Annotated in this window: 18 protein-coding genes; 8 read left to right on the top strand and 10 right to left on the bottom strand. The window is 71.5% G+C overall.

The features are described from left to right. Both AQJ30_RS28380 and thiC read right to left on the bottom strand, forming a co-directional pair. A partial coding sequence (locus AQJ30_RS28380; RefSeq protein WP_169808504.1) for a TerD family protein occupies positions 1–579 on the bottom strand: 579 nt, incomplete at its 3' end. Between the two features lie 86 nt (positions 580–665). Further along, positions 666–2,474: a phosphomethylpyrimidine synthase ThiC gene (gene thiC, locus AQJ30_RS28385; protein ID WP_067239608.1), complete on the bottom strand. Its 1,809-nt coding sequence runs from the start codon at positions 2,472–2,474 to the stop codon at positions 666–668. A 244-nt stretch (positions 2,475–2,718) separates the two neighbouring features. On the opposite strand from thiC, the gene AQJ30_RS28390 reads away from it, so the two are divergent. Further along, positions 2,719–4,350: a YibE/F family protein gene (locus AQJ30_RS28390; protein WP_079084352.1), complete on the top strand. Its 1,632-nt coding sequence runs from the start codon at positions 2,719–2,721 to the stop codon at positions 4,348–4,350. Positions 4,351–4,516: 166 nt separating this feature from the next. Here the strand turns inward: AQJ30_RS28390 and AQJ30_RS28395 are convergent, their stop codons facing one another. The 4 genes from AQJ30_RS28395 to AQJ30_RS28410 form a co-directional block, all read right to left on the bottom strand. Continuing rightward, a complete protein-coding gene (locus AQJ30_RS28395) occupies positions 4,517–4,963 on the bottom strand; it encodes an SsgA family sporulation/cell division regulator (protein WP_067239611.1) in 447 nt (148 codons plus the stop codon). A gap of 99 nt (positions 4,964–5,062) precedes the next feature. Further along, positions 5,063–5,797 (bottom strand): IclR family transcriptional regulator, encoded by a 735-nt coding sequence (locus AQJ30_RS28400; protein WP_281200971.1) that lies wholly within the window; start codon positions 5,795–5,797, stop codon positions 5,063–5,065. Positions 5,798–6,131: 334 nt separating this feature from the next. After that, positions 6,132–6,344 carry a DUF5326 family protein gene (locus AQJ30_RS28405; protein WP_067239613.1) on the bottom strand — a complete coding sequence of 71 codons (213 nt, stop codon included), beginning with the start codon at positions 6,342–6,344 and terminating at the stop codon, positions 6,132–6,134. Positions 6,345–6,522: 178 nt separating this feature from the next. Continuing rightward, complete coding sequence (locus AQJ30_RS28410) at positions 6,523–6,840, bottom strand: cupin domain-containing protein (protein ID WP_067239615.1); 318 nt, start codon at positions 6,838–6,840, stop codon at positions 6,523–6,525. 58 nt (positions 6,841–6,898) lie between these two features. On the opposite strand from AQJ30_RS28410, the gene AQJ30_RS28415 reads away from it, so the two are divergent. The 4 genes from AQJ30_RS28415 (at position 6,899) to AQJ30_RS28430 (ending at position 9,684) form a co-directional block, all read left to right on the top strand. Next, entirely contained in the window at positions 6,899–7,276 is a 378-nt protein-coding gene (locus AQJ30_RS28415) for a phage holin family protein (protein WP_067239616.1), read from the top strand. Between the two features lie 4 nt (positions 7,277–7,280). Continuing rightward, complete coding sequence (locus tag AQJ30_RS28420) at positions 7,281–7,772, top strand: low molecular weight protein-tyrosine-phosphatase (protein WP_067239618.1); 492 nt, start codon at positions 7,281–7,283, stop codon at positions 7,770–7,772. Then, entirely contained in the window at positions 7,769–8,914 is a 1,146-nt protein-coding gene (locus AQJ30_RS28425; RefSeq protein WP_067239620.1) for a cystathionine gamma-lyase, read from the top strand. Before AQJ30_RS28420 ends, AQJ30_RS28425 begins: the two co-directional genes overlap by 4 nt. 287 nt (positions 8,915–9,201) lie before the next feature. Then, positions 9,202–9,684 carry an NUDIX domain-containing protein gene (locus AQJ30_RS28430; RefSeq protein ID WP_067239621.1) on the top strand — a complete coding sequence of 161 codons (483 nt, stop codon included), beginning with the start codon at positions 9,202–9,204 and terminating at the stop codon, positions 9,682–9,684. 16 nt (positions 9,685–9,700) lie between these two features. Here the strand turns inward: AQJ30_RS28430 and AQJ30_RS28435 are convergent, their stop codons facing one another. Continuing rightward, the gene (locus AQJ30_RS28435) at positions 9,701–10,966 is read right to left on the bottom strand and encodes a globin domain-containing protein (protein WP_079084353.1); all 1,266 of its coding nucleotides are present in this window, start codon (positions 10,964–10,966) and stop codon (positions 9,701–9,703) included. Between the two features lie 286 nt (positions 10,967–11,252). Between AQJ30_RS28435 and AQJ30_RS28440 the strand changes: the two genes are divergently transcribed. Then, the gene (locus AQJ30_RS28440) at positions 11,253–12,119 is read left to right on the top strand and encodes a GNAT family N-acetyltransferase (protein ID WP_067239623.1); all 867 of its coding nucleotides are present in this window, start codon (positions 11,253–11,255) and stop codon (positions 12,117–12,119) included. Between the two features lie 125 nt (positions 12,120–12,244). On the opposite strand, the gene AQJ30_RS28445 is transcribed toward AQJ30_RS28440, so the two are convergent. Together AQJ30_RS28445 and AQJ30_RS28450 are read right to left on the bottom strand one after the other, a co-directional pair. Further along, positions 12,245–12,670 carry a GlcG/HbpS family heme-binding protein gene (locus AQJ30_RS28445; protein ID WP_067239625.1) on the bottom strand — a complete coding sequence of 142 codons (426 nt, stop codon included), beginning with the start codon at positions 12,668–12,670 and terminating at the stop codon, positions 12,245–12,247. A gap of 145 nt (positions 12,671–12,815) precedes the next feature. Next, positions 12,816–14,027: an MFS transporter gene (locus tag AQJ30_RS28450; protein ID WP_067239627.1), complete on the bottom strand. Its 1,212-nt coding sequence runs from the start codon at positions 14,025–14,027 to the stop codon at positions 12,816–12,818. 141 nt (positions 14,028–14,168) lie between these two features. On the opposite strand from AQJ30_RS28450, the gene AQJ30_RS28455 reads away from it, so the two are divergent. Together AQJ30_RS28455 and AQJ30_RS28460 are read left to right on the top strand one after the other, a co-directional pair. Then, complete coding sequence (locus AQJ30_RS28455) at positions 14,169–14,633, top strand: MarR family winged helix-turn-helix transcriptional regulator (RefSeq protein WP_067239628.1); 465 nt, start codon at positions 14,169–14,171, stop codon at positions 14,631–14,633. 10 nt (positions 14,634–14,643) lie between these two features. Further along, the gene (locus AQJ30_RS28460; RefSeq protein ID WP_067239630.1) at positions 14,644–15,096 is read left to right on the top strand and encodes a GNAT family N-acetyltransferase; all 453 of its coding nucleotides are present in this window, start codon (positions 14,644–14,646) and stop codon (positions 15,094–15,096) included. An 83-nt stretch (positions 15,097–15,179) separates the two neighbouring features. Here AQJ30_RS28460 and AQJ30_RS28465 read toward each other — a convergent pair whose 3' ends face one another. Then, entirely contained in the window at positions 15,180–16,589 is a 1,410-nt protein-coding gene (locus AQJ30_RS28465; RefSeq protein ID WP_067239631.1) for a serine hydrolase domain-containing protein, read from the bottom strand. Positions 16,590–16,654: the final 65 nt, after the last annotated feature.

Genomic DNA, 16,654 nt, shown 5'->3' on the forward strand with positions numbered 1-16,654 from the left:
GGGGGACGGGGTGGGGGACGGGGTCGGCGTCGGTGCCGCCGGGGCGTCGTCGTCCACGGTGATCCCGAAGTCCGTGGCCAGTCCGGCGAGTCCGGAGGCGTACCCCTGCCCGACCGCGCGGAACTTCCACCGTCCCGACCGCCGGTAGAGCTCGCCGCCGATGAACGCCGTCTCCGTGCCGGCCTCCATCGCGAACCGGGCCAGTTCGCTCCGGCTCCCGGCGTCCAGCAGCCGCAGGGTCAGCCCGGCCACCTGCCCGAACGTCCCGCCGTCGGCCGACGCGCACAGCACGACGCGGTCCACGGCACTCTCCAGCGCGCGCAGGTCCACGGCGACGGTGTCCGTCGTGACGGCACCGGAGCTGCCCTTGCCCAGGTGACGCACGGCGCCGGAGGCGTGATGCGGCTGGTTGTAGAAGACGAAGTCCCCGTCGTCCCGGACCCGTCCCGCCTCGGTCAGCAGCAGGGCCGAGGCGTCCACGTCCGGCGCACCGGGCCCGTGCTCCCAACTGAGTTCGGCCCACACCCCCGCCGCGTCGACGGGCAGATTGGCACCCTTGCTCAAGGATCGCGCTGTCATGGGCTCAGTGTGCCTACTTCCTGGGGGGAACGGGCGGCTCCGGGAACGAGATCCCGGAGCCGGACCCTGCGCGCCGGAGCGCGGCGTCAGTCCGCCAGCGGCAGGTACACCCGGTTGCCGGCGGCCGCGAACTCCTTGGACTTCTGGGCCATGCCCTCCTCGATTTCGGTCCGGCTGCCGCCGTGTTCGCGGCGGATGTCCTGGGAGATCTTCATCGAGCAGAACTTCGGCCCGCACATCGAGCAGAAGTGGGCGGTCTTGGCGGGCTCGGCCGGGAGGGTCTCGTCGTGGAACTCCCGTGCCGTGTCCGGGTCGAGGGCCAGGTTGAACTGGTCCTCCCAGCGGAACTCGAAGCGGGCGTCGGACAGGGCGTCGTCCCATTCCTGAGCGCCGGGGTGCCCCTTGGCGAGGTCGGCCGCGTGGGCGGCGATCTTGTAGGTGATGACGCCGGTCTTGACGTCGTCACGGTTGGGCAGCCCCAAGTGCTCCTTGGGGGTGACGTAGCAGAGCATCGCCGTGCCCCACCAGGCGATCATCGCGGCACCGATGCCGGAGGTGATGTGGTCGTACGCCGGCGCGACGTCCGTCGTCAGCGGCCCGAGCGTATAGAACGGAGCTTCATCGCAGATCTCCTGCTGCAGGTCGATGTTCTCCTTGATCTTGTGCATCGGGACGTGTCCCGGGCCCTCGATCATCGTCTGTACATCGAAACGCCTGGCGATCCGGTTGAGTTCCCCGAGCGTCCGCAACTCCGCGAACTGCGCCTCGTCGTTGGCGTCCGCGATGGAGCCGGGACGCAGGCCGTCGCCCAGCGAGTAGGTGACGTCGTAGGCGGCGAGGATCTCGCAGAGCTCCTCGAAGTGCTCGTAGAGGAACGACTCCTTGTGGTGGGCCAGGCACCAGGCCGCCATGATGGAGCCGCCACGCGAGACGATGCCGGTCTTGCGGTTCGCGGTCAGCGGCACGTACGCCAGGCGCACGCCCGCGTGGACCGTCATGTAGTCCACGCCCTGCTCGGCCTGCTCGATCACGGTGTCCTTGTAGATCTCCCAGGTCAGCTCCTCGGCCCTGCCGTCGACCTTCTCCAGCGCCTGGTAGAGCGGGACGGTGCCGATGGGGACGGGGGAGTTGCGCAGCACCCACTCGCGGGTGGTGTGGATGTTGCGGCCCGTGGACAGGTCCATGACCGTGTCGGCGCCCCAGCGGGTCGCCCAGGTCATCTTCTCGACCTCCTCCTCGATGGAGGACGTCACCGCCGAGTTGCCGATGTTGGCGTTGACCTTCACCAGGAACCGCTTGCCGATGATCATCGGCTCGATCTCCGGGTGGTTGACGTTCGCCGGGAGCACCGCCCGGCCCGCCGCGATCTCTTCGCGCACCACCTCGGGAGAGACGTTCTCCCGGAGGGCCACGAACTCCATCTCCGGCGTGATCTCGCCCCGGCGCGCATAGGCGAGCTGGGTGACCGCCTGGCCGTCGCGGCCGCGACGCGGCTGGCGCGGGCGGCCCGGGAAGACCGCGTCCAGGTTGCGCAGCCCACCACGCGGCGCGGTGTGCTTGATCCCGTCGTCCTCCGGACGGACGGGCCGCCCGGCGTACTCCTCGGTGTCGCCGCGGCTGATGATCCAGTTCTCCCGCAGCGGCGACAGCCCCCTGCGGACGTCGGTGTCGACGTGCGGATCGGTGTACGGGCCCGAGGTGTCGTACAGCGTGACCGACTGCCCGTTGGTGAGGTGCACCTGACGGACCGGCACCCGCAGGTCGGGGCGGGTGCCCTCGACGTACGCCTTGTGCCAGCCGATGGACTTCCCGGCCTCCGGGGACGTGGCGGAAGCCGTCTCGAGCGGCGTCCCGTCCTGGACGGAGGCAGGCGTGCGTGCGTCCTTGTTGGTCATGAGACCTACTCCCTACGCCGGCATTACCCGGTAACAGGTTCGGCGGTCGACGCAGCGGTCACCGTCCCTCATCGACGTCTCGTGTGGGACATCTCTCGTTCCACGTGAAACATCGCGAAGACGGAGGTCAGCGCCCTCTCAGCCCGGTGCTCCGAGCTCCCGCGTGTGCAAAGGTGCCCCCACGCTAGCGTCCGTTCTGGCGCGGTGAACAGAGGGCCCCTGCCGTTCTTGCGATGATCGGGCGGTGACCACGACATCCCGTCCCCCGTATCCGCCGCCGGAACCCCGCCGCCCGCCCACCGGCGAGACCTTCGGCCACGAGCACGCGCCGGGGTACGCCCCGGACCCCGGGGACGGGAACGGCTCGGGAAGCCCGGGGGACGGTGGTCACGGCGGATCCGGACACAGTGGCCACGGCGGACACGGCGGTCACGGCGGATCGGGACACGGAGGTCACGGGGGATCCGGACACGGCGGCCACGGAAGCCATGGCGGATCCGGACACGGTGGCCACGCGCACGGGCACAGCCACAGTCATGGTCCCGCCGCGCCCGTCTCCCAGCACCTGCGCAAGGTCATCGCGGCCATCCTGATCCCGTTCGGCGCGGCAGTGCTCATCGGGCTGGCGGTGCTCTGGCCGGGCGGTGCGCCCGCGCACGAGCGCACCGGCGTCGGATTCGACCGGCAGACGCAGCACGCCACGGTCACCCAGGTCGCCGAGGTCAGCTGCCAGTCGGTGAACGCCTCGGGAGGCGCCCCGACCGGTGACACCTCCACGGCCGAGGGCTCCTCCGCCCAGCAACAGGCGAACGGCACCTGCAAGAAGGCCACGATCCGGGTCGACACCGGCAAGGACGAGGGCCGTACGTTCACCGAGATCGTCCAGCCGGACCAGACACGGCAGTTGCACGAGGGCCAGAAGGTCGTGGTCGCCTACGAGCCCTCCGCCCCGAAGGACCTGCAGTACTCGGTCACCGACGTCGACCGCGGCTTCCCCATGGCGCTGCTGGCCGGCATCTTCGCCGTCGCCGTCGTGGTCGTCGGGCGCCTGCGGGGAGTCATGGCGCTGGTGGCGCTGGCGATCAGCTTCCTGATCCTGAACTTCTTCATCCTGCCGGCGATCCTCCAGGGCTCGAACCCCCTGGTCGTGGCGGTGGTGGGCGCCAGCGCGATCATGCTGATCGCGCTCTACCTGTGCCACGGCCTGTCGGCCCGTACGTCCGTGGCGGTGCTCGGCACGCTGATCTCCCTGCTGCTGATCGGCGTCCTCGGCTCGCTGTTCATCGACTGGGCCGCGCTCACCGGCAACACCGACGACAACACCGGCCTGATCCACGGGCTGTACCCGTCGATCGACATGAGCGGTCTGCTGCTGGCCGGCGTCATCATCGGCTCGCTCGGTGTCCTGGACGACGTCACGGTCACCCAGACCTCGGCGGTCTGGGAGCTGCACGAGGCCAACCCGGCGATGGGCTGGCGCGGGCTGTACCGGGCGGGCATCCGGATCGGCCGGGACCACATCGCGTCCGTGGTCAACACGCTGGTCCTCGCCTACGCGGGCGCCGCGCTGCCGCTGCTGCTGCTGTTCTCCATCGCGCAGAGCAGCGTCGGCACGGTCGCCAACAGCGAGTTGGTCGCCGAGGAGATCGTGCGCACGCTGGTGGGCTCCATCGGCCTGGTCGCCTCGGTACCGGTCACCACGGCGCTGGCGGCCTTGGTCGTCTCGGCCGACCGGCCGGCACCGGACGCGGGCCGAGGCCGGGAGGTGATGGCCGGCGCCACGGTACCGGGACCCGTCGGGCCCGGGTCCGGCCCGACGTCATCGGCGCCGGCTGCCCCGTCGCACGGTGGCCGCGGGCGGCGTCGCAAGCGCTGAGGGGTCGACGACGGCATCCGGCCGGGCGCCAGGCACTCAGCGGGGTGGGCCACGGCGCCCACCCGGGTGGTCTGGAGCCGCCCCTCCCGGCCGCTTCTGCAGAACCGTTCCTGCATGGGCCACCGTCCCGCGCTGAAGCGTTCCGCCACAGGTGCGGCGGTGCGGCTCAGCCGGCGCTCTGCTCCTCCGCCAGGATCCGGTCCAGCGCCTCGTCGAGGTGGGCGTCGAAGGCGGCCAGCGCGGTCTCCTGCCCCAGCGGCACCAGCTTGTCGGTGCGGTCCAGGAAGGCCACGAGCGGCGCGGCCGAGGAGCGGAACAGCGCCTGGTCCATGCCCACCTGGAGCCGGATCAGGACCTCGCCCAGCACGTCCGGTTCCACGGGAGCGACCCGCACGTCGCCCTCCCCGCACGGTCTGCCCACCCCGTCGATGAGCAGCTCCCGCCCGAACGCCCAGGTCACCGGGGCGTCCCCGGGAAGGTGGAAGGTGAGCCGGACGGCGTAGGGATCGCTGCTCTCGTAACTCAGCTCGACCGGGATGCGGAACGACAGCTCCTCGGACACGAGAAAGCTCATCATGACCTCTGCCTCTACCGCTTGTACGGACTCGCGCATCGCCTAACCCCGTCGTTGCCGTCGACTGGCCGGGAATGGACCCCTGACTCTGCCCCGCATCTTGCTGAACGTGTATGGCAGATCACAAGGAGTGAGTTTTCAGATGCTGATAGAGAGGGCGAGCGACCCCAGTTTCCGGCCCACCTCGCTCTGCAGGCGCTGTGCCGCCAGGAGGAGCCGGTCCTCCTGGTGGACGGGCAGGGACAGGGCCATCGTGGCCGCCGTGGTGCCCACGGTGATGGGGATCGCCGCGCAGACGGTACCGAGGGCGTACTCCTGACGTTCCGTCACCGGCTGCATCCTGCGCATGCGTTCGAGACGACGCAGAAGGGTGAGGTTGTCACGCACCGTGTACGGAGTGATGGACTGCACGGGGTAGCGGGACAGGTGGTCGCGGCGGGCCTCCACATCGAGCTGCGACAGCAGACACTGGCCGATGGCATGTGCGTGCCCGGTCTCGCGGAAGTCGGCCCACTCCTCGACGGCCGGATTGCCGGGGGTGTCGGAGACGCACATGACCTCGATCTCGCCGTCGCGGTACACGGCGTAGTACACGGGGACGCCGATCGAATCGCGCCAGTGCGCGAGGGCGTCCACCACGGTGCTGCGACGTTTCTGCGCTGCTCCGGTACTGCTCAGTCGTTCGGCTGCCTCGCCGAGGAAGAACAGGCCCTTGTCGCGGCGGAGATAGCCCTCGTGCACCAGGGTGCGCAGCAGGTGGTAGGCGGTGGGGAGCGCCAGGCCGGTCTCGCGGGCGAGTTGCTTGGCGGGAGCCCCGCACTCGTGCTCGGCCACGCACTCCAGCAGGCGCATGGCCCGCTGGACGGATCCGATGAGGGTGGTCGCGGGCTGCGGCTGCTCGGGGACGGCCGGTGCGGGGGCCCGCGGGAAGGTGACGGTACGCGGCCCGGTGAGGGGCGCGTGTGCTTCTCCAGATGCGGTGTCGACCGTGGCCAAGAGTCACTCCCGAGGCGCGAGGGGGAGCCCGTGCCGGGGAACACGGGAGGGGGGTGCGCGGGGTGCGCGGGGTGCGCTGCTCGCGGGGTGTCCCCGCGTCGAGTTCCGGACTCTAACCGTCCGCCACCGCCTGCGGCCGGGCTGCCCGGAAACTTCCCCCGCCCGAGGGAACCGCTGATCCGTGTTACCGGTCAGCGGTGTCCCGTTGCGCTCACCAGTCGCCGCGCGAGGAGGATCCCGCCTTGAACTTGCGTACGACGTACAGGAGTCCGCCGACCAGGGCGACGAAGATCAGCAGCTTGAACAGCAGGCCGATCAGGAAGCCGACGACGCTGGCTATCAGCCCGCCGAAGACGACCAGGGCGATGACCGGCACCGCGACCCACTTCACCCACCACGGCAGTCCCGCGAAGATCTCTCGCATCGCCCTCGTCCTACCTCTCCGCCCGTCGCTGTGCCGGGTCCGTGTCGGCCCGGTACGTCCGCGACCGGAGCCTTTCGTTGTCCTGCACCCGATGCTAGGGGCGGGGGGTGGCCCGGCGGGGGCCTCGCACCCCTTGTCCTCCCCTGACCGATCCCCTAGGGAATGCCGGGGTCGCGGCTCAGGCTTCCGGGGGAGAGAACACCACCAGGACCCGGAGGTCCTCGCTGATGTGGTGGAACTTGTGGGCGACCCCGGCCGGCACGTAGACCACGCTGCCGCGGGCCACCTGCGTGGTCTCCAGGCCGACGGTGAGGGAGGCGCGGCCGCTGACCACGAAGTACACCTCGTCCTGGTCGTGCGGGTTCTGCGGGTCGTGCGCGCCCGCGTCGAGGGCGTACAGCCCCACGGACATGTTCCGTTCCCGCAGGAACTGCAGGTAGGCACCGTCGTTGGCGGCCCGCTCCGCCTCCAGTTCGTCCAGCCGGAATGCCTTCATCGCCTTGGTCCGCCCCTGCCCGGTGCTCGTGTCCGATCTCTCTGCGACGATCAGACACATGAAGAATTTCGTAGTCAAGACGATCGCCAACGCGGGCGCCCTGGCGGTGGCCGTCTGGCTGCTGGACAAGATCACGCTGACCGGCGACAGCACGGGCAAGAAGGTCGGCACGCTGCTCGTCGTCGCCCTGTTGTTCGGCTTGGTGAACTCGTTCGTCAAGCCGGTGGTGCGGGTGCTGACCTTCCCGCTGTTCGTCCTGACGCTGGGTCTGATCACGCTGGTGGTGAACGCGCTGATGCTGCTGCTCACCTCCTGGCTGGCCGGCAAGCTCGACGTGAGCTTCCACGTCGAGGGCTTCTGGACCGCGGTCTTCGGCGGTCTGATCATCTCGATCGTGTCCTGGGCGCTGAACATGGTCCTGCCGGACGAGGACTGACCCCATGACCTACCGCGTCTGCTTCGTCTGCACCGGCAACATCTGCCGCTCCCCGATGGCCGAGGCCGTCTTCCGCGCACGCGTGGCGGAGGCCGGGCTGGACGGCGTGGTGGAGGTCGACAGCGCCGGCACGGGCGGCTGGCACGAGGGCGAGGGCGCCGATCCGCGCACCGTCTCCGTCCTCGAGGAGCACGGCTACCCCCTCGCACACACCGCCCGGCAGTTCCGGTCGGCGTGGTTCGACCGCCTCGACCTGGTGATCGCGCTGGACGCCGGTCACCTCAAGGCCCTGCGCCGCCTCGCGCCCACCGCGGAGGACGCCGCCAAGGTCCGCCTGCTGCGCTCGTACGACCACGGCGCGGGCCACGACCTGGACGTGCCGGACCCGTACTACGGGGGGCGTGACGGGTTCGAGGAGTGTCTTGAGATGGTGGAGGCGGCGAGCGAGGGCCTGCTCGCCGCGGTACGTGACGAGGTGGAGGGACGAGCGGCATGAGGGATTCCGAGGACGGTGTCACCGGCGGCGGGGAGAGCACGCGCGCGGTGCGGGCGGGGCTGCCCGAGCCGGTGAAGTACGAGCCGACGCTGCCCGGGCCCGTGTTCGCCGCCCACTACCACCTGCCGGGCGAGCCCACCGGGCCGTACACCTACGGCCGTGACGAGAACCCCACGTGGACGCGCCTCGAACAAGCCATCGGCGAGCTGGAGGCGCCCGGCCGGGAGGACGTGGAGACGCTGGTGTTCGCCTCCGGCATGGCGGCGATCTCGGCGGCGCTCTTCTCCCAGCTGCGCGCCGGGGACGCCGTGGTGATGCCCGACGACGGCTACCAGGCCCTGCCGCTGGTGCGCGCCCAGCTGGAGGCGTACGGCATCGAGGTGCGCACCGCGCCGACCGGCGGCGACGCCCAGCTCGCCGTGCTGGACGGGGCGAAGCTGCTGTGGATCGAGTCGCCGTCCAACCCCGGGCTCGACGTGTGCGACATCCGCCGGCTCGTCGACGCCGCGCACGGGCAGGGCGCCCTGGTCGCCGTGGACAACACGCTCGCCACGCCGCTCGGCCAGCGCCCGCTGGAGCTCGGCGCGGACTTCTCGGTGGCGAGCGGCACCAAGCAGCTCACGGGGCACGGAGACGTCCTGCTGGGGTACGTCACCGGGCGCTCCGGCGCGGCCATGACGGCGGTCCGGCGCTGGCGGAAGATCGTCGGTGCCGTTCCCGGCCCCATGGAGGCCTGGCTCGCGCACCGCTCGATCGCCACCCTGGCCCTGCGGGTCGAGCAGCAGAACGCGACGGCGCTGGCGGTGGCGGAGACGCTGCGGCAGCGTCCCGACGTGACCGGTGTGCGCTACCCGGGGCTGCCCGACGACCCGTCGCACAAGATCGCCGCGCAGCAGATGCGGCGCTTCGGCTGTGTGGTGTCCTTCGCGCTGCCCTCGCGCGAGCGGGCCGAGCGCTTCCTGGACGCGCTGCGCCTGGTGGACGACGCGACCAGCTTCGGCGGGGTGCGGTCGACGGCCGAGCGGCGCGGGCGCTGGGGCGGGGACGCGGTGCCGGAGGGCTTCATCCGGCTGTCGGTCGGCGCCGAGGACGCGGACGACCTGCTGGCGGACGTGGTGCGGGCGCTGGACGAGTCGGCGTGACCGGCTGATCATGCCGTCGCCCGGACCTCGTCCGGGCGGACGGACGGTCCGAGCCTCCCCCCCTGGTGGCCCGGACCGTCCTCGGTTCTCCGCGCGAAGAACCGTTCACCACAGGCTAGTTGACTAGGTGTCAGTAGCCAATGGCGCCTGCGGCCGCGGCGGGCGTCGTACACCTTTCCCGATACGGGAAGCGTCACTCACTGGCGCACTTTGGTGACGTTTTGCGATGTTTCACGTGAAACGCGGGACGATGTTTCACGTGGAACCCAGCGGGCCACATTTCTCCCATGACCGTCCGACCCGTGGTCAAGCGCACCGCCCGCGCCGTTCTGCTCGACGGTGACGACCTGATCCTGATCAAGCGCACCAAGCCCGGCGTGGATCCCTACTGGGTCACCCCCGGGGGCGGGGTCGAGCCGGAGGACACCACCGTCGTGGACGCCCTGCACCGGGAGGTGTACGAGGAACTCGGGGCGAAGATCACCGATGTGGTGCCCTGTTTCGTCGACACCGTCGAGCACATCGGCGAGGACAGCAGCACCACGGGCGTGAAGGTGCAGCACTTCTTCGTCTGCCACCTGGAATCCATGGACCCGGCCCTGCGGCACGGACCGGAGGTCGAGGAGCCCGCCGGGGAGTACGAGATCGTCCGGGTGCCGTTCACCCGTGTGGGGATCGCCTCCGTCCACCTCGTACCGCTGTCGCTGCGGCACTACCTGGACGGCAACATCGAGGGTGTGCGCGCCATGCACGCACCCGATCTGGGGTGAGATGCCCGGCTCCCGGTCAGTGTCCCGCGACGCCCAGCTCCTCGACCGCGTCGTGCCGGATCCGCTCCGGCGGGACGCCGATGTCCCGCAGGGCGTCCACCCCGCTGCGGATCATCGCGGGCGGCCCCGAGACGTAGGCCTCGTGTGCGTCCCAGGGACCGAAGGTCCATAACGCGTGGGACAGCTGGGGCCGACCGTCCCGGTCGACCACGGGACGGACCTCGAGCCAGGGGTGCGCCCGCTGGAGCCCGAGCATCGTGTCGATGTCGTAGAGGTCCCGCTGGGAACGGGCGCCGTAGAACACCTCGACCGGCCGCCGTACGGCGCGCTCGGCCAGGTCCTCGACGAGCGCCCTGATGGGGGCGATGCCCGTGCCCCCGCCCACACAGACCAGCCCGCTGTCCCCGGCGGCGTCGACGGTCATGGAGCCGGTCGGGGGGCCGAGGCGCAGCACGTCGCCGGGTCTGGCCCGGTGCACCAGGGCGCGGGAGACCCAGCCGGCCGATATCGCCTTCACGTGGAACGTGAGCAGTCCGTCGGAGCGGGGCGCCGAGGCGAACGAGTAGTGGCGCCAGATCCGGGGCCACCACGGGGTCTCCAGGGCCGTGTACTGCCCGGCGAGAAAGGGGTACGGCTTGTCGGGGCGGAGCGTGAGCACCGCCACGTCCGGTGTCCTGAGTTCGTGGGACACGATCTCGGCGTGCCACCAGGCCGGGGCGAGGAGCTCGTCCGCCGCGGCCGCGTCGATCATGACCTGGGAGATCCTGGTGTACGCGCGTACCCAGGCGGCTTCCGTCTCCGCGTCCCACACGGCGGCGGCGTACCGGCTCAGCGCGCCGATCAGGCACTCCCCGACCGCCGGATAGTGCTCGGGCCGGGTGCCGTACTTGCGGTGTCCGCGGCCGAGCCGCTGGAAGTGATCGGCGAGCGCGGGCGTGTCGTCGACGTGCTCGACGGCCGTGAGCAGGGCCCTGAAGAGCCGGTCGCGCTGGACGTCCATGGCCGGCGGGAAGAGCGGCCGCAGACCGGGGTAGCGCACGAAGAGCAGTGCGTAGAAGTACGACGTGACCTCGTCGGCCACGGGGGTCAGCTCGACCATGGTCCGGCGGATGAGGGCCGCGTCCGGGGAGGCCTGGGGCACCGGGAGGGCCCGTTGGGGCAGTAACCGCGAGTCCGGCGCGCCGTCACCCGGAGCGGAGGGTGGCCGCGTGCGCGACCCGAACCAGCCGTCCTCCCCGCGGGACGAGCCGTTGTCGGCCGACCTGCTGGTCGGAACGTCCATGCTGTGCCTCGCCTACTCTCACAGTCGACCTTACCGTCCGTCGCCCCGACCCCATGTACCCGCTTCGCCCCGCGGAACGCTCGAGGCCGGCCCTCGCCCTTTCGCTCAACTGACCTACTGGGCAGTCCGGTTCACAGGTTTCGTACAGGCGTTGTTTCACGTGGAACAGCGAATCGGTCCCGGCCGCCGTGCGGGAGCACGAGGTGGCCGAAAGCGCGTACGTCTTCGGGGAAAGAAAAGGGAAACGGGTGGACGCCGCGGGCGCGGGTCGGAGAGCCTGACCTGCGTGCTCACTCCTTCCCCCACCGCTCCGCCCGTCCGTCGGCTGACCCACCGTGACCTCATCGCGTGCGCCGACTTGTCCGAGGATCGCGGGTGGCCCCGTGAGGAGCACAAGTGGGGCCTGCTGCTGACGGCCGGGCAGGGGTACGGCATCGACGATCCGGCGGGCGGGCTCATGGCCGCCTGCGCCGTGACCCGGTACGGCCCGCAGGAGCGACCGGAGCTGGGTGCCATCGGCATGATGCTGGTCGCGGAGCGACACGCCCGGCGGGGGCTCGGGCGTCATCTGCTGCGCCATGTCGTCTCCGCGCTGGGCCCCACCCCGCTGACCCTGCACGCCACGCCCCTCGGACGTCCGTTGTACGAGGAGCTGGGCTTCAAGACCACGGGCCGGGCCGAGATGGTGAGCGGGCGCTTCCTCCCCGGTGGGCCGGCGCCCACGGTCCCGACCCGCGCGGCGACGGCCGGGGACCTTCCAGCGATCATCCGGCTGGACGGAGACGTCTTCGGCACCGACCGCACCCACATGATCACCCGTCTGCCCGCTTTCGCCGACCGGCTGCGCGTCGCCGTGGAGGACGGCCGGATCATCGGCTACGCGGCGGCCTGGCCCAACATGGACACCCATGTCATCGGCCCGCTGATCGCCCGGGACACGGAGACCGCACGGGCCCTGGTCGCCTCCCTCGCCGCGCACACCGACCGGCCCCTGCGCACCGACGTCGACGTGCGGCACGAGGAACTGCTGGCCTGGCTGAAGGAACGGGGCCTGGCCTCGGTCGCCTTCAACTCCGTCATGACCCACGGCATCACGGAGCTGCCGGGTGACTGGACGCGCCGCTTCGCCCCGCTGACGGTGGCGGCCGGCTGACGGCGGCCCCCTGACCCCTTCTCCTGCATACGGGAACGCCGGCTTCCCTGGAAGCCGGCGTTCCCGCTGGTGCGGATGCGGCGCGACGAGTCGTCGAGGTTGTCGGCGCGCGGGGAGGGCGGTGGTCAGGCGAGGTTCGCCACGGCCGCCGTGGCGAAGGCGTGGTCCTGCTCCGGGGCACCGCCCCCGACGCCGATCGCGCCGATCAGCCGGCCGTCCCGGCGGACCGGTACTCCACCGGCGATGAAGAGCAGCGGCCGGTCGAGGGCGGTGGGCAGCGTGTGGAAGGGGCCGCCGGGCTGGACCGCGTCGACGAGGTCGGCGGTGGGCGCGTTCAGCTGCAGCGCCGTGTAGGCCTTGCGGGTGCTGGTCTCTCCGGAGATCAGCACGGCCCGGTCGTCGCGGCGGAAGGCCAGCAGGTGACCGCCGGCGTCCAGGACGGTGACACTGACCGTGACGCCGGCCGCCTCGGCGGCGCGGTGCGCGGCCGACACGAGGGCTTCCGCGTCCTGGATGGTCAGCGGGGCGACGGGGGCGGTGGTGGTGCTCATCGGGGTTCCTCCTTGCGGGTGGTGCGGTGAGGGATCCGGGTGAGGTGGTCGCGGATCCGGTCGGGTGGTCGGGGGGGGGCCGACCCGGCAGGTGGTCGAGCGGAACGGCCCCGGTCAGTTCGTCGAGGGGAAGCGGCCGGGTGGCTCAGCGCTGGTGGGCCGGGACGCGCGTCCCGGTGGGCGCGGAGCCCGCGGCGACGGCGCCCCCGGCGTGGTCCCGGCGTTCGAGGGCCGCGGACAGGACGGCGAGCAGCAGGGCGCCCGCGGCGAGGGCGGCGCCGACCCAGTTGGGGGCGGTGTAGCCGAGGCCGGCCGCGATGACGAGGCCGCCGAGCCAGGCGGAGAGTGCGTTGCCCAGGTTGAAGGCGCCGATGTTGACGGCCGAGGCGAGGGTCGGGGCGCCGTGCGCCTGGTCCAGGACGCGCTTCTGCAGCGGCGGCACGGTGGCGAAGCCCAGGGCTCCGATCAGGACGATCGTGACGGCCGCGAGGAACTTGTGGTGCGCCGTGACCGTGAACAGGGCGAGGATGATCGCCAGCGCGCCCAGGGAGACGTACAGCATGGGCATCAGGGCGCGGTCGGCGAACCTGCCGCCGACGAGGTTGCCGCCGACCATGCCGAGGCCGAAGAGGACCAGGAGCCAGGTGACGGAGCCGTCGGCGAAGCCGGCCACGTGGGTCATCATCGGCGCGATGTAGGTGATGGCCGCGAAGACTCCGCCGAAGCCGAGGACCGTCATCGCCATGGCGAGCAGGACCTGGGCGTTCTTGAACGCGGCGAGCTCGTGGCGCAGGCGCACGCCTTCCGGCCGGGGCACGTCGGGGACGAGCTTGGCGATGCCGACGAGGCCGATCACGCCGAGGGCGGCGACGATGCCGAAGGTGACGCGCCAGCCGATGCTCTGTCCGACGAGGGTGCCCAGCGGGACGCCGACGACGTTCGCGACGGTCAGACCGGTGAACATCATGGCGATGGCGCCGGCCTTCTTCTCCGGTGCGACCAGCTCGGCCGCGACGACGGAGCCGATGCCGAAGAAGGCACCGTGGGCCAGCGAGGCGACCACGCGCCCGATCAGCATGACGCCGAACGCGGGGGCGAGGGCCGAGAGCACATTGCCGACGACGAACAGGCCCATCAGCAGCATCAGCATCCGCTTGCGGGGGACCTTGGTGCCGAGGACGGTCATCAGCGGGGCGCCGAACATCACGCCGAGCGCGTAGCCCGTCACGAGGAAGCCGGCCGTGGGGATGGAGACCCCGAAGTCACCCGCGACCTCGGGCAGGAGCCCCATGATCACGAACTCGGTGGTTCCGATGCCGAAGGCCCCGATCGCGAGGGCCAGGAGCGCGAGAGGCATGAGGGGGTAGACCTTCCGAACGATTGCAGGTGCGCTTTACGTGCGTCCACAATAGTTGCAGACGCGTGTTAATTGCAAACGCCGTATATTTCGCTGTTGCTCTATCCTGGGAGACAGCCGCTCCGGACGGAGGAATCGCCCATGACCGCGACGGACCCCTCGCTCACCGCACTCGCCCAGAGCTGGTGCGTGCTCTCCCTGCTGCACGGGAGGATCGAGGCCCACATCGAGCGCGCGCTGCAGGCCCGGCACGACCTGAGCGCGCGCGAGTACTCCCTGCTCGACGTGCTCAGCCGACAGCACGACGGCGAGGGCGGCCACCTGCAGATGAAGCAGGTCGCCGACGCGGTCGTCCTCAGCCAGAGCGCCACGACGCGGCTGGTCACCCGGCTCGAGGACCGCGGCCTGCTGGAGCGCTACCTGTGCCCCACCGACCGGCGCGGCATCTACACGAACGTCACGGACGCGGGCCTGAAGCTGCTGGAAGAGGCCCGGCCCACCAACGACGCCGCCCTGCGCGAGGCGCTCGACGAGGCGGCGAAGAATCCCGAGCTGGCCCCGCTGGTCCGGGTCGTGGAAGACCTGAAGGTACCGGCCACCGCTTAGGGTGCGGGGCATGGGAGATCTTGAGATACGGCCCGCCGTCGCCGACGACGTGCCCGCGATCGTGGCCATGCTCGCCGACGACCCCCTGGGGGCCCAGCGCGAGTCCCCCGACGACCTGGCGCCCTACGTCGCCGCGCTGGAGCGCCTCAGCTCCGACCCCAACCAGCGCCTGGTCGTCGCCGTCCGCGAGGGCCGGGTCGTGGGCACGCTGCAGCTCACCCTCGTTCCCGGGCTGTCCCGGCGGGGTGCGACCCGGTCGATCATCGAAGGGGTGCGGGTGCACGCCGACGAGCGGGGCAGCGGGCTCGGTACCCGGTTCATCCAATGGGCGATCGAGGAATCCCGTGCCGCCGGGTGCCAGTTGGTACAGCTGACGTCCGACCGGAGCCGTACCGACGCCCACCGCTTCTACGAACGGCTGGGCTTCGAGGCGTCCCACGTGGGGTTCAAGCTCCAGCTCTGACACCGAAGGGGTGTGTTCCCCGGGGGGTGTGTTTCACGTGAAACACACCCCTTTCGCTCGGGCGGGAACCAGTCGGCGGCGGGTCAGCCGGTCCGCCCGCCCGAGACCTGACCGATCCCCCGCCATCCCTCCGGGTCCACCCCGCCGGGCACGTCCGCCGTCTCCTCGTACGGCTCGCGGGTGAACACGAACGATCCGACGTCCAGGTGGTCCACGCTCCCGTCCGCCCGCCGGACCACGCGCAGCGGTTCCCCGGCGAAGTACCCCTCCAGCCCGGTCCAGGTGCCGTCGCCGAGCGGCTGGAAGCGGGAACGCCGGCCGACGCCGGACAGCGGCCCCAGCGAGACGAGGCCGTCGGCCGTCACGCGCAGCGCGAAGGCAGCGGTCCCCCAGTACCACTGGCCCGCCAACTCCAGCACGCCGTGGTCCACTTCCCGCAGCGCACGCCAGGGCGCGGGGATCCGCGGCTCCGCCTCGGCGACGATCCGGACGAGGTCGGCGGCGACCTGGGACACCGCCGGGCCGGACGTGCAGTTGGTCAGCACGACGGCGGCGACGTCGTCGTCCAGCGCGATCGTGAGGTTGGCGAGGAAGCCGGGCACCGAGCCGGAGTGGCCGACGAGCAGCCGGCCGTCCCGGTGCAGGACCTGGAGTCCGAGGCCGTAGGCGGAGCCCTCGGCCAGGTCCGCCGCCTCGGCCGGGGCGGCGGGGGCCCGCATCTCCCGCAGCGTGTCGGCGGCGAGGACACGGTCGTCGCCCCGCATCAGGAAGGCCGCGAAGCGTGCCAGGTCACCGGTCGTGGACCAGAGCTGCCCGGCCGGCGCCATCGGCCCGTACTCCTCGACCGGCTCCGGCTGCACCACGTCGGCCCACGGGTGCACCGCCCAGCCGCCCGCGTGCGGCGCCTCCGGGCGCATGCTCGTCCGGTGCAGGCCCAGGGGTTCCAGCACCTCCCGGCGCAGCACCTCCTCCCAGGACGCCCCCCGCACCTGCTCGACGAGCGCGCCGAGCAGGGCGTACCCGGGGTTGGAGTAGTGGTGGCGCCGGCCGGCCGGATGGCGCAGCGGCCGGTCGCCCAGCACGTCGGCCAGCCCGGGCCGCAAGGAGCCCGGGGTCCGCTCCCACCAGGGCTCGGGGGTCTCCGCCGCCAGGCCGCCGGTGTGGGAGAGGAGCTGGGCGAGGGTGGCCTCCCCCACTCCGGTCCCCGGCAGGTGCTTCTCCAGGGGGTCGTTCAGGTCGAGCACCCCCTCGTCGCGCAGGCGCAGCACGAGCACGGCGGTGAAGGTCTTGGTGATCGAGCCGATCCTGTACTGCACGTTCTCGTCCGGCGCGTGCCCGTCCACCGATGTCCGCGCCCCGTGCCAGACGGCCCGGCCGTCACGGACGACCGTGGCGACCAGCGAGGGCGTGCGGCCCTCGGCCTGGGCGACGGCGATCCGGTGCAGCAGCGCGCGCCGGGTACCGGGCAGCAGCTCTTCGTGAGGTGTCGTCATGGGCCCAGTCCATCCCGCACGACCGCACCGCGTCGACCGCAATCCGGTGGGCGGTCCGCCGGCCG

The organism is Streptomyces longwoodensis, assembly GCF_001514125.1.
GTDB classification, from domain to species: Bacteria; Actinomycetota; Actinomycetes; order Streptomycetales; family Streptomycetaceae; genus Streptomyces; species Streptomyces longwoodensis.

Coding starts and splice junctions, on each gene's coding strand:
- thiC (WP_067239608.1), bottom strand. CDS start 2,474: ATGACCAACAAGGACGCACGCACGCCTGCCTCCGTCCAGGACGGGACG.
- AQJ30_RS28395 (WP_067239611.1), bottom strand. CDS start 4,963: ATGCGCGAGTCCGTACAAGCGGTAGAGGCAGAGGTCATGATGAGCTTT.
- AQJ30_RS28405 (WP_067239613.1), bottom strand. CDS start 6,344: ATGCGAGAGATCTTCGCGGGACTGCCGTGGTGGGTGAAGTGGGTCGCG.
- AQJ30_RS28410 (WP_067239615.1), bottom strand. CDS start 6,840: ATGAAGGCATTCCGGCTGGACGAACTGGAGGCGGAGCGGGCCGCCAAC.
- AQJ30_RS28415 (WP_067239616.1), top strand. CDS start 6,899: ATGAAGAATTTCGTAGTCAAGACGATCGCCAACGCGGGCGCCCTGGCG.
- AQJ30_RS28420 (WP_067239618.1), top strand. CDS start 7,281: ATGACCTACCGCGTCTGCTTCGTCTGCACCGGCAACATCTGCCGCTCC.
- AQJ30_RS28425 (WP_067239620.1), top strand. CDS start 7,769: ATGAGGGATTCCGAGGACGGTGTCACCGGCGGCGGGGAGAGCACGCGC.
- AQJ30_RS28430 (WP_067239621.1), top strand. CDS start 9,202: ATGACCGTCCGACCCGTGGTCAAGCGCACCGCCCGCGCCGTTCTGCTC.
- AQJ30_RS28435 (WP_079084353.1), bottom strand. CDS start 10,966: ATGGACGTTCCGACCAGCAGGTCGGCCGACAACGGCTCGTCCCGCGGG.
- AQJ30_RS28445 (WP_067239625.1), bottom strand. CDS start 12,670: ATGAGCACCACCACCGCCCCCGTCGCCCCGCTGACCATCCAGGACGCG.
- AQJ30_RS28450 (WP_067239627.1), bottom strand. CDS start 14,027: ATGCCTCTCGCGCTCCTGGCCCTCGCGATCGGGGCCTTCGGCATCGGA.
- AQJ30_RS28455 (WP_067239628.1), top strand. CDS start 14,169: ATGACCGCGACGGACCCCTCGCTCACCGCACTCGCCCAGAGCTGGTGC.
- AQJ30_RS28460 (WP_067239630.1), top strand. CDS start 14,644: ATGGGAGATCTTGAGATACGGCCCGCCGTCGCCGACGACGTGCCCGCG.
- AQJ30_RS28465 (WP_067239631.1), bottom strand. CDS start 16,589: ATGACGACACCTCACGAAGAGCTGCTGCCCGGTACCCGGCGCGCGCTG.